The sequence below is a fragment of the Vibrio sp. 2-Bac 85 genome (genome assembly GCF_037546705.1).
In the GTDB taxonomy this organism is placed as follows: Bacteria; Pseudomonadota; Gammaproteobacteria; order Enterobacterales; family Psychromonadaceae; genus Psychromonas.
The window spans coordinates 79,352-93,858 of record NZ_JALAAB010000003.1 but is presented as its reverse complement, the minus strand read 5'-3'; the positions used below and the strand labels follow the sequence as shown (position 1 = coordinate 93,858).

Annotated in this window: 16 protein-coding genes; 6 read left to right on the top strand and 10 right to left on the bottom strand. The window is 38.0% G+C overall.

Going from position 1 to position 14,507, the window contains the following annotated elements:
- Positions 1-110 precede the first annotated feature (110 nt).
- The 6 genes from fliJ to fliE all read right to left on the bottom strand — a co-directional run bounded on the left by fliJ (position 111) and on the right by fliE (position 6,323).
- Positions 111-569 carry a flagellar export protein FliJ gene (gene fliJ / locus MT390_RS04790; RefSeq protein WP_166371917.1) on the bottom strand — a complete coding sequence of 153 codons (459 nt, stop codon included), beginning with the start codon at positions 567-569 and terminating at the stop codon, positions 111-113.
- A gap of 12 nt (positions 570-581) precedes the next feature.
- Positions 582-1,913 carry a flagellar protein export ATPase FliI gene (gene fliI / locus MT390_RS04785; RefSeq protein WP_499439895.1) on the bottom strand — a complete coding sequence of 444 codons (1,332 nt, stop codon included), beginning with the start codon at positions 1,911-1,913 and terminating at the stop codon, positions 582-584.
- A 2-nt stretch (positions 1,914-1,915) separates the two neighbouring features.
- Complete coding sequence (fliH, locus tag MT390_RS04780; RefSeq protein WP_499439893.1) at positions 1,916-2,938, bottom strand: flagellar assembly protein FliH; 1,023 nt, start codon at positions 2,936-2,938, stop codon at positions 1,916-1,918.
- Between the two features lie 280 nt (positions 2,939-3,218).
- A complete protein-coding gene (gene fliG / locus MT390_RS04775) occupies positions 3,219-4,268 on the bottom strand; it encodes a flagellar motor switch protein FliG (protein WP_499439892.1) in 1,050 nt (349 codons plus the stop codon).
- Entirely contained in the window at positions 4,261-5,976 is a 1,716-nt protein-coding gene (gene fliF / locus MT390_RS04770) for a flagellar basal-body MS-ring/collar protein FliF (protein WP_499439890.1), read from the bottom strand. Before fliF ends, fliG begins: the two co-directional genes overlap by 8 nt.
- A 41-nt stretch (positions 5,977-6,017) precedes the next feature.
- The gene (gene fliE, locus MT390_RS04765; RefSeq protein WP_499440069.1) at positions 6,018-6,323 is read right to left on the bottom strand and encodes a flagellar hook-basal body complex protein FliE; all 306 of its coding nucleotides are present in this window, start codon (positions 6,321-6,323) and stop codon (positions 6,018-6,020) included.
- Positions 6,324-6,837: 514 nt separating this feature from the next.
- Here fliE and MT390_RS04760 point away from each other — a divergent pair.
- Positions 6,838-6,978 (top strand): hypothetical protein, encoded by a 141-nt coding sequence (locus MT390_RS04760; RefSeq protein WP_499439889.1) that lies wholly within the window; start codon positions 6,838-6,840, stop codon positions 6,976-6,978.
- Positions 6,979-7,040: 62 nt separating this feature from the next.
- The gene (locus MT390_RS04755) at positions 7,041-7,709 is read left to right on the top strand and encodes a hypothetical protein (protein ID WP_499439888.1); all 669 of its coding nucleotides are present in this window, start codon (positions 7,041-7,043) and stop codon (positions 7,707-7,709) included.
- 64 nt (positions 7,710-7,773) lie between these two features.
- Here the strand turns inward: MT390_RS04755 and MT390_RS04750 are convergent, their stop codons facing one another.
- From MT390_RS04750 to MT390_RS04735, 4 genes are all read right to left on the bottom strand, one after another.
- The gene (locus tag MT390_RS04750) at positions 7,774-8,073 is read right to left on the bottom strand and encodes a hypothetical protein (protein WP_499439887.1); all 300 of its coding nucleotides are present in this window, start codon (positions 8,071-8,073) and stop codon (positions 7,774-7,776) included.
- A gap of 316 nt (positions 8,074-8,389) precedes the next feature.
- Positions 8,390-8,977: an LPP20 family lipoprotein gene (locus MT390_RS04745; RefSeq protein ID WP_499439885.1), complete on the bottom strand. Its 588-nt coding sequence runs from the start codon at positions 8,975-8,977 to the stop codon at positions 8,390-8,392.
- 175 nt (positions 8,978-9,152) lie between these two features.
- Positions 9,153-10,370, bottom strand: a complete 1,218-nt coding sequence (locus MT390_RS04740) for an ammonium transporter (protein ID WP_499439884.1) — start codon at positions 10,368-10,370, stop codon at positions 9,153-9,155.
- A gap of 30 nt (positions 10,371-10,400) precedes the next feature.
- Positions 10,401-10,739: a P-II family nitrogen regulator gene (locus tag MT390_RS04735; protein ID WP_028867398.1), complete on the bottom strand. Its 339-nt coding sequence runs from the start codon at positions 10,737-10,739 to the stop codon at positions 10,401-10,403.
- 468 nt (positions 10,740-11,207) lie between these two features.
- Here MT390_RS04735 and MT390_RS04730 point away from each other — a divergent pair, with 468 nt between their 5' ends.
- The 4 genes from MT390_RS04730 to lipA all read left to right on the top strand — a co-directional run bounded on the left by MT390_RS04730 (position 11,208) and on the right by lipA (position 14,381).
- On the top strand, positions 11,208-12,365 hold the full coding sequence (locus MT390_RS04730) for a D-alanyl-D-alanine carboxypeptidase family protein (protein ID WP_299660043.1): 1,158 nt from the start codon (positions 11,208-11,210) through the stop codon (positions 12,363-12,365).
- Between the two features lie 109 nt (positions 12,366-12,474).
- Positions 12,475-12,744 (top strand): DUF493 family protein YbeD, encoded by a 270-nt coding sequence (ybeD, locus tag MT390_RS04725; protein WP_499439883.1) that lies wholly within the window; start codon positions 12,475-12,477, stop codon positions 12,742-12,744.
- 34 nt (positions 12,745-12,778) lie between these two features.
- Positions 12,779-13,423 (top strand): lipoyl(octanoyl) transferase LipB, encoded by a 645-nt coding sequence (gene lipB / locus MT390_RS04720; protein ID WP_028867395.1) that lies wholly within the window; start codon positions 12,779-12,781, stop codon positions 13,421-13,423.
- Positions 13,413-14,381 (top strand): lipoyl synthase, encoded by a 969-nt coding sequence (lipA, locus tag MT390_RS04715; RefSeq protein ID WP_028867394.1) that lies wholly within the window; start codon positions 13,413-13,415, stop codon positions 14,379-14,381. The genes lipB and lipA overlap by 11 nt, the downstream gene beginning before the upstream one ends.
- Positions 14,382-14,507 lie beyond the last annotated feature (126 nt).

Below are 14,507 nucleotides of genomic sequence, written 5' to 3'. Positions count from 1 at the left end.
GCGGCACCTATCACAAGGTTAACGTCACTCGTTGCCGCTTTTATCGAAATTTGACCATTACTTTAATAAAGCAATTAATAGACCAAAAAAGTAGATTATTAAGTAAAAACTTAATTTGTATCTTGTTCCGCTTGTTTCTTTCGAAAAAACTGAAAAGTGGCAAATTCATCCAATAATTGTTGTTCTTTTTTATCGGCTAGTTTTATTTTTTCACGTGCTTTTTTTTCTAACAATAAACCCATTGCTTTATGCGCAACCTGTTTATCTGTCCACTGACGTTTTTTTTCGCGTACGGCATATTCAAACTTAACTAATGAAGACTGTTGATTAGTTAACCCTTGATCTATTTGTACAATGAACTGTTGGTATTTAGCTAAGGTTGAAATGGTCAGGCCTTGCGAGCCTTTTTCACTTAATTGAGCAGTATATTGACGTCTATATTGATGTAGATTTTGCAGCTGGTTACGTTGTTCAAATAATGCTTTTTGAGCCTGTTGGTAAGCTTGTAAAGCTTGCTCAACTTGCTTTTCTCTTTGTTCATAAACAAGCTGTAATGCATCAACGGCCATGATTTTTCCCTATTAACTTTTAACAAACTCCTGCGTCAATACTGCAAGCTGTGTCAAACAATCGTTATAACTAATACTGTCTTTCATACCTTGCTGCAAGAAGTGATCCAATCTTGGCCTGATCAAGATCGCTTTATCGATTCGAGGATCACTGCCACGCGCATAAGCACCAATCGTAATTAACTCTCTATTTTCTTCGTATAAGGAATAAGCCTGTTTTAGCACCCTAGCTAAGGTTTGATGCTCATCGGAGGTAACCATTGGCATAACTCGACTAATTGATTTACCCACATCAATAGCAGGAAAATGTCCAGAGTCTGCTAATGAACGCGATAATACGATATGGCCATCCAAGATAGCGCGAGAAGCATCGGCAATAGGATCCTGAAGATCGTCGCCCTCGGTTAATACGGTAAAGAACGCACTAATAGATCCTTGGTTTTCATTACCATTCCCAGCACGCTCCACTAAGGCCGGTAACTTTGCAAAAACAGAAGGCGGATAACCTTTCGTAGCAGGTGGCTCACCAATAGCCAGTGCAATTTCACGCTGGGCCTGAGCAAAACGAGTTAATGAATCCATTAACAATAAAACATTCAAACCTTGGTCGCGAAAATATTCAGCAATGGTAAGCGAAGTCTCGCAGCCTTTTAAACGCATCAATGGTGATGCATCAGCCGGCGCTGCAATCACAACAGCACGGGCACGCCCCTCTTCCCCTAAAATTTCTTCAATAAACTCTTTTACTTCTCGACCACGTTCACCAATTAATCCTACTACGACCACATCGGCATTAGTACCTCGGGTCATCATTCCCAATAAAACACTTTTACCCACACCGGATCCCGCGAACAACCCCATTCGTTGTCCTTGGCCGACGGTTAATAATGCATTAATTGCTTTGATGCCGGTATCAAGAGGTTGTTTAATCGCTTTACGGGAAAGGGGATTAATACGCGTGTTATTATAACCACTCATGGTATTGGTTTTTACTTCGCCTTTACCATCAATCGGGTTTCCCATGCCATCTAAAACACGCCCGAGTAATTCCATTCCTACCGGAATACCAACTTCTTTTGTTTGAGGAATAACTTTAGCGCCAGGTAATACACCGGTTAAACGTTCGCTAGGCATTAAGAACAATCGGTCACTTGAGAAACCAACAACTTCCGCATCAATATAACCGTCATTCGTTTCTACTTTACACATACTCCCCACGGCAGCACTACAGCCAACCGCTTCTAGAGTCAGACCAACAACACGAACCAACTTTCCAGCCACCACTGGATGAGTAACTGACTCACCCACTTGATATTGAGTAATACGTTGCGATAATGTTTTCATGGTTAATTAAGCGTCTTATTATTAGTATTGGTATTGGTATTGGTATTTTCAGTATTTGTATCAGTTTCACTTGAGCTTTTATCTGTACCAGTGGCAGCTGCGAGATCGTTCTGTTGATCGTTAATGGCGTTAGTATCATTAATATCCGTCGGTTCAGTCGAGGATTCGGCTTCTGCTAATAAATCTTGTTCTGTTTTCATTTCATAATCTAAAGGCTGATCATGACTAATATCACCGTCGTTACTTACTTCAGGGGTATTTTCATAATTCTCTTTTAAGAAGTGTTTTAGTACTTGTTCGATACGTGTTGAAAAAGCATAATCAATACTGGAAGTTTGCGTATGTATTTGGCAATCACCTCTTAACAAGGTAGGTTCTGAACGTAAATCCCAGCCACGCTTTTGACACTCGGATTCAGAGAATGCAGTTTCTACGAATGCAAGATCTTCAGGATTCAGCGAAATCACAATAGTTTGTTCATTAACCGGTAGTGCTTCAACACCTTGTTTTAAGGCTTGTAGAATAACTTGAGGATTAACACTAACTTCACAGCGCGCCATTTGTTCAGCTAAATTAGTTGCCAATTTAATTAATTGAAATTCGACATTATCATCTAATTTTTCAAGTGGTTGGTGTAAGCGAGAAACTAACTGTTCCCAATGTAGTACTTGCGCATCAACTTTTGCTTTGCCTTCGCTTAAGCCCTGTTCAATACCTTGCGCTAAACCTTGTTCGTGCCCTTCAGCTAAACCTTGTAATTTACCTTCCTCTAGACCTTTTTCCATTCCAGCTTCTTTACCTTCATTGAAGCCATCTTCATAGGCCGAAGCTCGAATGGATTCTATATCTTCTAAAGTAAGTGGTTTAGGTTCGTCTTTGACTGGAGTTGGTTCTTCTTCTTGCTGGCTACGGTACCAATTTGCAGGTCGACCAAATAGGTCAATTTCATCTTCTTGCAGGGTTTCCTCGGCTTCAAAATCTGGCAAGATCCACTCTTGAAAATCTTTATCACTTTCAATGCTCATGCATTTACCTTACTTAATAATTAACGAGTTACCCGACAATACGACTAAAAAATGCAACTAGCTTATATTTGTAAACCATATCATAGCTCTAAATTAACGAGCTATATAACTAAGCTACATAACTGTCCTATATAACCAGTCTATATAAATTAAATACACAAGTTAACAATATAATAGGGCTATTTAATTGAAGTAGATGATTATATTTACTTACCTGAAAGGGTAACCGATTAGGTAAGTAATAAACATTGGCGACTAGGGGGTATTAGTGAGCACTCAATTATAAGAACTCTTCCCCACCACCACCGCCTAGCATTAACTCACCAGCATCAGATAAACGGCGTGCGATTGATAGGATCTCTTTCTGTGCACCTTCAACTTCACTAATACGGATTGGTCCCATTGCTTCCAGATCATCTGCTAGCATTTCAGCGGCACGTTTAGACATATTAGCCAATATTTTGTCTTTAAGTTGTTCTTCTGCACCTTTAAGTGCCAATTGTAATTGCTCCGGTGGTACTTCGCGCAGTAGCGTTTGAATACCACGGTCATCAACATCAATAAGATTATCAAAGACAAACATAAGATCCTGAATTTGTTGACTCATGTCTTCGTCTGATTCACGTAAAGAATCCATTAATGGGCCTTCAATGGCAGTATCTAAGTAGTTCATGATATCAGCGGCAGCTTTAGTCCCCCCCATTTTCGCAGCTTGAGCGCCCGCTTGGCCGGCAAACTGTTTCTCCATGATCTCATTCAACTCTTGTAATGCAGCAGGTTGCACTTCTTCTAAATCAGCAATACGCATCATTAAATCTAAACGAATTTTCTCAGGGAATTGAGTTAATATTTCAGCCGATTGCTCCGGATCTAAATAAGACAAAACAATGGTTTGGATCTGCGGATGCTCATTTTGAATAATGCTCGCTACTTGTCGAGCATCCATCCATTTAAGTGAGTCTAGACCTTTAGACCCACTGCCTAGAATAATTTGGTCGACTAAATTACCAGCTTTATCGGCACCGAGGGCTTCAATTAATGAGTTACGCACAAAGTCTTCACTATCTAAACCGATATTACTGTATTGTTGAATATCTTCAATAAAAGCACGATGAACACCACTTACTTTAGCCTGTGAAGAGTCTTCTAAGGAAGCCATTTGCATCCCTAACTTCTGCACTTGTTTAGGTTCAAGGTTTCGAAATATTTGCGCAGCATCAGCAGGTGTTAAACTAAGCATTAAGATTGCTGATTTTTCAGCACCCGTTAACGTCGATACGTCATACTCAGCCACTTGCGTTGATTTTTCTTTTTTATCGTTATCACTCATCTTCTAATAACCACTCTCTAATTACTTGCGCTGACAGCCCAGGTTCATTCGCCACCAAGGCTCTCACTGCTTTTAATAAATCTTCATGTTTATGTAAATCAGGTAATTTTATTTGCCCGCTGTTATTTAATCCAAAATCAGGAGTGTCATTATTATCATCAGACAATAATTGAAGATTGTCGTTATCGATTGAACCAATCGCGCCACCTAATTCGTAATCTTCTTCCGTCTCTGTAGGCTCTGGGTACAATAATTTTTTCATGATTGGACGTACAATTAACAACAGGGTCAAAATAATGACAAGTAAACTACCGCCAAAGCGAACATAACCTTGGAAGGTTTCAGTTTCCCAAAAATCTTCTTCAATTATAGGCTCAACATCAGGGCGATTAAAGCTAACAGAAGCCAGCGCCAAAATATCGCCACGTGCATCATTGATCCCTAAACCACCTAACAATAACTGACGAATATTTTCTACTTCTTCGGGAGTTCTTGGCGTATAAACAGCTTCACCAGCATCATTTACTGATTTAGTGTAATCCAAGGCGACCGATACCGCTAGGCGATCGACTTTACCTACTTTGTGTTTAGTATGAGTGATGGTTGTATCAACTTCATAATTTCGAGTTGATTCAGTTCTTGATGAGCCATCATTCGTATTAGCCTCTTCATTAGCTTCGGTTAACTCTTCAGGTATTGCACCATTAGCCGGTGGTTGGTTTGATAGCGCGCCAGGGACTGACCCTAACAAAGAAGAAGATGATGATTTATCTTCAATCAACATTTCGCTACGAACAGCTTGATTAGAAGGGTTAAACGTTTTTTTAGTTTCTTCGACAACGGTAAAGTCCATCACTAAATCAACTTCTGATGCATAGTTAGCAATCCCTAGTACCGGAATTAAAATCGCATCAATTTTAGATTTATATTCTTCTTCTCGTTCACGCTGCATACCAAATTCTTTACTGGTTTGTGCAGAAGCCCCAGAAGTACTACCTGAATGCAATAAGCGACCTCGTTGGTCAGTAACGGTAACATTGTTTGGTGATAGGCCTTGAACGGCTGAAGCCACTAAATCGACAATAGAATCAACTTCTTGGCCTGATAATGCATAAGATCGAGAAGTAGTAATAACCACAGTTGCACTAGCTTGACGCTCTTTACGAGCAAATACACTTTCTTTGGGAATTGCTAATAAAACTTGCGCGTTAGTAATATTTTTCATTTCTTTAATCGCGAGAGCAAGTTGACGCTCACGACTTAGCTTTAATCTTTCTTTTTCAACACGTTGGCTTACACCAAACCCCATGTCTTGCAATAAAATATCATCGCCATTTTCTGTATTATCATTAACTAAACCTGCACGTGTCATTAGCAGTTTTATTTTCTGATATTGATCAGACATGACGGAAACATTATTACCTTCTAATTTATAAGGAAGTTTCTGCTGATCTAAAAAGTCTAACGTGCTGATTAACTCGTCAGTTTGATAGGTGCCTAAAGGACGATAATCGGCTTCTTTGCCCCATGACCAAATGATCACTACAATTGCGAGGACAATCAACAAACCGATGATCATACTAATTTGACGCAATACATCCACATTAGAGAAAAACGAAGAAATCGCCCCTTTTTGTGGTACTGCTGGTATGTCATTGTTACCATTACCTTCTAGCAACAAATTAGCATTACTTGCTGAATTAGACACAGTGCTTCCTTTTTAACTATTATATTTATGCAGTGAGGCGATTAAACAGGCATGCTCATAACTTCTTTATAAGCTTCAACCATTTTGTTACGCACTTGCACGGTCGCATCAAATGCTAAACCAGATTTATTCGATGCGATCATAACATCAGCTAAGCTGACATCTTTATCACCCATTTCAAAGCTATTACGTAAATCTGATGTATTTTGTTGCAAGCCATTTACATTTTCAATTGCTTGTTTAAGCATTGCAGAAAAATCAGCAGGCGCTGGATTAGTTGCTTTTGTACTTAATTCGTTACTTAACCCTTTTGCTTCTAAGCCTTGATTTTGTAACTCTTTAAACATTGATGCAGCATTAATATTCATTGTAAATAGCCTTTTTTTGACACAGATAATAGTAAAAAGCAATAACTATGCCAGTTGACTTTGTAATAAAAATTTACCTATAACCCTATAAGCTTTAGATGGTTCTAATCTATCCTTAATACATTCAATTAATTCTTTTGCAGCCGCTCGAGTAAAAGTAATTAGTAACAAAAAAAATTTGGATCCTTTCTAACAAGGTTATCCGCTAATGAAATAGCGGTATGTGCCTTACTACTCCCAATCAGTGCACAAGAAATAGTGTGTTTACCTGCATTAACAACTAATTATTAATCTTCAGTTAGTGACACTTTTTATCTTCTTTGATTTACAATATACCTAAATATAGCTAGAAAGTGACGTAAATATAAAAATCAACCACAATGTGAATATCTATTGTATTCAAGACTATTGAATATTTGTTTTGATTACGTTGTGTTGGTTGCTTGATTTAAACTTCCCCATACAATTAAAGGACATAAAAAGGAACGAGTTAATGAAAAAAATATTATTAGCAACAACATTAGCGGCCACACTGTTGAGTGGTTGCGCGGTACATAATCGAGTGCTTGATGGCTATGCTAGCGACCCTTCTCCAAAGGCTCTAAATCAAGATGATTCATTTGCTATGCACTAATGGACTCTGGTTTCAATGCCCTTCCAAAAGGTGTTAAAGACACAGTTATTAAAGAAGGCGACATGACAGATTCACACGTCGTTTATAAATCTATTCAGGGTACTTTGGGTTATCTAGAAGACGGTGTTTCGGGCGGGTTAAGTAGTTTAGGTTGGGCTACTTTATTGCATTCTGGTGGAGGTGATGATGCTAAATGGCTCTATTATATTGCATATGTGCCAGCAGATGACATAGATATTAGCGAGAAAGATAAAATTGAGCAATATGTAAGAGATAATTACCTCGCTCCAGCAATAGATGCTTTTATGGCATCAGATGCACCAAAAAAAATGGATCCACCAGCTGAAATGGTTAGCAATATAAACAATGTTTATTCATTCAAAGGGGCGCATTGTTTCCCTACTTTTAAAAGACGAGACGAATATAACAATTGTGGAGACCCATTTGAAAGAATAGTTGCTAACCGATATGCGACGGCAGAGACAATGCCTTTTACACCATCGATAAAAGCAAATAAATATATAGTTGTTCGCATTCTGGACTCTAGCCTTACATCACTTGGGGCTGCATTAAGAATCCAAACCGACATGATGTATGCTTTTATCCCGACTCGATTACCTGTTTATAAAAATATGGTGAACAAAGTAATTCCAAACACTATTTTAGATTACCCATACATTGTGGGTGAAAATGGAAAGAGTCATTATTTTCTAAAAACAAAGAAAGACTAATAAATCTTGCATATAAAAAAGGCTTTCTATCATGAAAGCCTTTTTTTATACTAATATTACATTGTTATTTAATTGTTCCGACCTCACATGATTGCGGTCTAGGTCTACTGCTACAATCTATATTGTTAATCATATCGGCACCTTCAATTTCAGTCATTCGATCAACCCATGTATTGTTACTACCTCCACGAGATTCCATTCGCTCTAAAGTATTGTCTCTATTAAATGCATTAGCCATACTGCCCCTTGTAACACTATCCATATCTCCATTTTCTGTAAGCATACCGGATTGTGCCATCATATCTATCCATTCAGAGAAATCTATTAACCCAAAATCAATAGTGGCTACTTCTGTAATTGTCAATCCTCTACACCCTTTTTCAGACCTATATTCTTCTAAGCTCCATCCCATTTGAGTTATTGATAAAAAGCTTAAAAAAACTGACATAACAGCAGTTGAGTATTTATGACGATGACTTAATTCGATAGCTTAAATTTTGCATACAAAAAAACTTAATGTTGCAATGAGAGCTAAGCAGTGTGATTAAGGTGCATTTGCTAGAAAGGTTTAGTTTTAGTTTTGAGAATCTAGGCGTTATAAAAAAGGCATTAACAGGTATTAATGCCCTTAAAAATATAATGAAAAAATAAAGGCTCAAGGCAAGCCTCAGTCTCAACGGTTAATCATTTTTATTATCTTTTAACTTCTGTATTTCTTGGTCCAGTTGCTGCTCCGCATCTTGAGCTTTAAACTCCTGGTAAAGAGCATCTTTTTGCTCTGCGTTTAGCGGTAGCTTAGAAGCACTCACCAAATCTTCAAAAATAGTTTTGGTTGACGCTTGCCCAATTGCCACTAATACACATAAATTATCTTTCTCTGCGATCTTAACAATATCTGTTTTTAATGCGCTGGTACCAGATAAATTTTGTTCTGTCACTTGTTTAGAAACACTTGAGAAAGTCACTCCTGACTCAATTCCAGTGGCTACATCTACTTTGTCACTATAAGCTTTATCCATTGCACTAACACGAGTATCAATGCGTTGTGCTAATGAGGCGCGTGCATTAGCCATCGCCTGTTGCTTATCAATGGACATGTTACCAGACCATAGGACACATTCAGAAACGGCAATTCCATCTTCTGTTTGAGGGTTTAATATCCAGCTAGGTATTTCACCGATTGCCGTTTCTTGTGTTGGGTTGTTATTCGAACAAGCTGTTAACAGAAGCAGTGCAGGTAAACTTAATAAATGGATTTTTTTAAACATAATCATTCCTTAATCAACGGTAAAAATACGTTATTAGATGCCATAGTTTAGATTGAATAATCAAAAGTTAATATAAAAAAAATCCCCACTTTAAATAATAAAGTAGGGATTTCAATTTTAATTAACGCATTATCTTAAATATTAACAATACTCAGAGGTTAATAATCAGCTGTAATTAATCTTTAAACTCAGGGTAAGCTTCAACACCACAATCGTGTAAATCCATACCTGCATCTTCTTGCTCAGCAGTAACGCGAATACCCATTGTTACTTTGATGATAGACCAAACGATCCATGAAGAAACAAACACAAATCCAAAGATAACCGCTGCGCCGTATAATTGAGACATAAATGATGCACCGTCATTCGACATTGGTACAACTAATAGACCGAATAAACCACATACACCGTGTACTGATAATGCACCTACTGGATCATCAATTTTCAATTTATCAAAAGTAATAATACTGTAAATAACGATAACACCTGCGATAGCACCAATCACGACTGCAAATAGTGGTGATGGAGATAGTGGGTCAGCAGTAATCGCAACTAAACCAGCTAATGCACCATTTAGAATCATTGTTAAATCTGCTTTACCCCATTTAAACTTGCTCACTAATAGTGCTGCAATAGCACCTGTAGCAGCTGCGGCATTTGTATTTAAAAAGATAAGGCCTACTGCAGATGCGTTTTCTGCATCAGAGATTAATAGTTGTGAACCACCGTTAAAACCAAACCAACCCATCCATAGAATAAACGTACCTAATGTAGCAAGTGGCATGTTAGAACCTGGGATTGGGTGAATACTACCATTCTTACCGTATTTACCACGACGGGCACCTAGCAATATTACTGCTGCTAATGCTGCGGCTGCACCGGCCATGTGAACGATACCTGAACCAGCGAAGTCACTGAAACCAGCTTCGCTTAGGAAACCGCCACCCCAAGTCCAAAAACCTTCAATTGGGTAGATAAAACCAGTTAAAAATACGGTAAAAATAAGGAATGCCCATAATTTCATACGTTCAGCAACAGCACCCGATACGATAGACATTGCAGTTGCAACGAATACTACTTGGAAGAAGAAGTCAGATTCTAAAGAGTGATCAGCACCTTCTGCCTGAGTACCAATTAATGAACCAAATGAAGGTAACCAACCGCCTGCAGTATTGTCTACATACATGATGTTGTAACCAACAAGTAAAAACATCGTACAAGCAATCGCATATAACACGATATTTTTAGTTAAAATTTCAGTGGTATTTTTAGAACGAACTAAACCCGCCTCTAACATGGCAAAACCTGCTGCCATCCACATAACAAGAACACCCGAAATTAAAAAATAAAAGGTGTCTAACGCAAATCGTAGTTCTGTAACTGTCGTTTCCATAATGGTAATCCTTAACTTAATGAATTTGGTTTAAAGTGCTTCTTCGTCTAATTCGCCAGTACGAATACGAACAACTTGCTCTAACGGTTGAATGAATATTTTACCGTCACCTACTTTCCCTGTATTTGCAGCGCCAACGATAGCTTCAACTAAACGCTCAATATCATCATCTTTCACTGCAATTTCTAATTTTACTTTTGGTAAAAAATCTACTTGGTATTCAGCGCCACGATACAATTCAGTATGTCCTTTTTGACGACCAAAACCTTTAACTTCAGAAACAGTAACACCAGCAATGCCGATACCCATTACGGCTTCACGCACTTCATCTAATTTAAATGGTTTAATAATTGCGGTTAACATTTTCATCATATATTCCTTTAATGTGTATTTAACGTTTGCATATATGATTCTATTTACAACTAACGTGCCAAAATATATTTACCTTAAATAACAACAAGTTAATAACATCAATAATTTTAAGCGACTCATTTAGCACCAACTTGGTGCATTTAATATTCTTTCTCTGCACTAATATGAAACACTGGGATTTTATTTATAAATATTTGTATCGAACTTAATTAATATTTTTTTGCCGAAGCTTCTTACCCTTATGTTTTGCTTAACTGCACTCTTACTAATTTAAGAGGATTGCAGTGAAAAAATGTACAATAAGGATAGATAAACCTTATTAAACTCATTAATAAGTTTTAATGGTGAACAGGCACGGAGCCAGAATAATTACTCAACAAATCATCTTAGCCCCTTAGCAAATAACGCTTCATCTGCTATAGTGCGTAACAATTTTTCGACTTAACAACCTTGAAGGTATGTAACATGAAAAAAGTAAGCCTGCTGCTTATCACTTTCTTATTTAGCATTAATGTATTCTCCGCTCCTATGATCATTCCTAAAGCACCGTCTATTGCTGCTAAAGGGTACTTATTAATAGATTTCAACTCAGGAAAGGTACTTTCTGAAAACAACAGTGAAGAATTACTAGAGCCAGCATCTTTGACTAAGATGATGACCAGTTACATCATTGGACAGGAACTTAAATCAGGTAATTTAAATCTTGATGACAAAGTAACTATTTCTGAAAATGCGTGGTCAAAAAACTTTCCAGATTCTTCAAAGATGTTTATCGAAGTAGGTAAAGAAGTCACTGTAGAAGATTTGAACCGCGGTATTATTATTCAATCAGGTAATGATGCTTGTGTTGCAATGGCTGAACACATTGCTGGCAGTGAAGGCGCATTTGCAGATTTAATGAATTCATGGGCATTACAACTAGGCATGAACAATACTCACTTTGTTAATAGCCACGGTTTACATGCGGACGGGCACCATACTACCGCTCGCGACATGGCGATTCTTGCTAAAGCATTGATCACAGATGTACCAACGGAATACCGAATTTATAGTGAAAAATCATTTAAGTTTAACGGCATTGTTCAATATAACCGTAATGGCCTATTGTGGGATAAAAGCTTAAACGTGGACGGCATTAAAACAGGTCACACTAGTGCAGCAGGTTACAGCTTAGTTTCTTCAGCAACTAAAGATGGCATGCGTTTAATCAGTGTTGTAATGGGTGCTCGTTCAGATGAAGGCCGTAAAGTAGAAAGTAAAAAACTACTTAACTGGGGCTTTCGCTTCTTTGAAACAATTACTCCTTACAAAGCAAACGATCAATTAGCTAGTGAACGTATTTGGATGGGTCAACAAGCAAACATTCGTTTAGGTGTTGCAGTTGATACACCACTAACACTTCCACGTAACCAATCACAGAATTTAAAAGCAGACTTTGTAATTGATAGTGAACTACGCGCTCCTATTCAAAAAGGTGACAAAGTGGGCCAAGTGAATTACACCTTGGAAGATGAGGCCATCGCAACTTATGATCTAATTGCTTTAGAGACTGTTGAAGAAGGTGGTATTTTCAGCCGTATCATCGATTATATTAAATTATTATTTATTGGTTGGTTTGGTTAAAAAGATCCCCATATAAGCTATATTACCTATATAACATTAATAGGATCTTTATCAGTGAGGCTTGTCCTCACTTTTAACTTTCAATCAATCTCTCAATCAGGAGTTAGTCATGGCATTGAATACTAAATTTGATGAATTATTAGAGTTTCCATGTAGTTTGTCATTTAAGGTGATGGGTATGGCTCATCCTCAATTGGTTCCAGAAGTGATCAGTGTTATCCAACAAATAGCACCAGGTGACTATTCTCCGACCATAAAACCCAGCTCTAAAGGCAACTATCATTCTTTAGCAGTACCAGTGATTGTTACTAGCAAAGAACATATAGAAGAAATTTATAGTGAATTGAACAAGCTTGAACTTGTTCGCTTTATTTTATAAGCCAGTCTATTTATAAGCCAAGCTCATGACATTAATACAAGATAAATTAATTATTCGCTACCTAGGGGTTCAACCCTATCAGCAAACCTGGCAAGCAATGAGTGATTTCACCGAGCAGCGAGATCAAGAAACGATTGATGAAATCTGGTTGGTTGAACATACGCCTGTTTTCACACAAGGGTTAGCTGGAAAAGCAGAACATTTATTAACACAGACAGATATTCCTGTTGTTAAAAGTGACCGAGGTGGGCAGATAACACACCATGCTCCGGGACAATTAATCGCTTATTTATTAATTAATATACGCCGCAAAGATTTTAATGTGCGTAGCTTAGTTACGATTATTGAACAAGCCATTATAGATCTACTTGCTGATCATAATATCACTGCAGTAGCTAAACCCGATGCACCAGGTGTTTATGTTGATGGTAAAAAAATTGCATCATTAGGATTAAAGATTCGTAAAGGCTGTTCGTTTCATGGCCTTGCCTTGAATGTCGACATGGATCTCACTCCCTTTTTACAAATTAACCCCTGTGGTTATGCTGGATTAGAAATGACCCAGTGTCGCGATTTAGGATTAACCTCATCCGTCGCTGAATTATCGCCGTTATTGATTGAGAAATTAAATCAGAATTTAAAATACACACAGATAGAGAGCTTTATTAATGAACACTAAGCCAAGCCAATTAACCGCGGGCAACAAACTGCGTGATGCAGATAAAATGTCTCATATACCTATCAAAGTTATTCCATCGGACAAAGGCACTATCTTAAAAAAACCTGCTTGGATGAAAATCAAGCTGGCTGCAGATAATACTCGCGTCAATGAAATTAAAGCAGCACTGCGTAAAAACAAATTACACTCTGTTTGTGAAGAAGCCTCATGCCCGAACTTAAATGAGTGTTTTAACCACGGTACAGCGACCTTCATGATTCTAGGTGACATTTGTACTCGTCGCTGCCCTTTCTGTGATGTAGGCCATGGTAAACCATTGGCTGTAGATAAAGATGAACCAAAGAAATTAGCTGAAACGATCAAAGATATGAAGCTAAAGTATGTGGTAATCACCTCCGTTGACCGTGATGACTTAAGAGATGGTGGCGCACAACATTTTGCTGATTGTATTCGTGAAATTCGCTTACTTAACCCTGCGATAAAAATTGAAATTTTAGTGCCAGACTTCAAAGGTCGTATGGACAAAGCACTGGCTTGTTTTGAAAAAGATGTGCCTGATGTATTTAACCACAACCTAGAAACGGCACCTCATTTGTACAAGCAAGTTCGTCCAGGCGCAGACTACAAATGGTCTCTTCAGTTATTACAAAAATTCAAAGAGCAGCACCCAACTGTACCGACTAAATCAGGTGTAATGATGGGATTAGGCGAAACCAATGAGCAAATTGAAACGGTAATTAAAGATTTAGCCGCTCATGGAGTGACTATGCTGACCTTAGGCCAATACTTACAACCTAGCTTACAACATCTTGCTGTGGAGCGTTACGTGCCACCAGCAGAGTTTGATGCACTGGGTGAAATGGCAAAATCAGTAGGGTTTGAACACGCAGCTTGTGGACCTTTAGTTCGTTCTTCATACCATGCGGATCTACAAGCATCGGGTAAAGAAGTTAAGTAACAGAGACTAAGCATTGCACTGTTATGATTTAGTAATGTGGCAATGTGCTAAAGTTGTGATTTAATGATGTTGCGATTGTCTATTATGGAGTTACAGTATTGTTATCAATGACGCTTAACTACTATT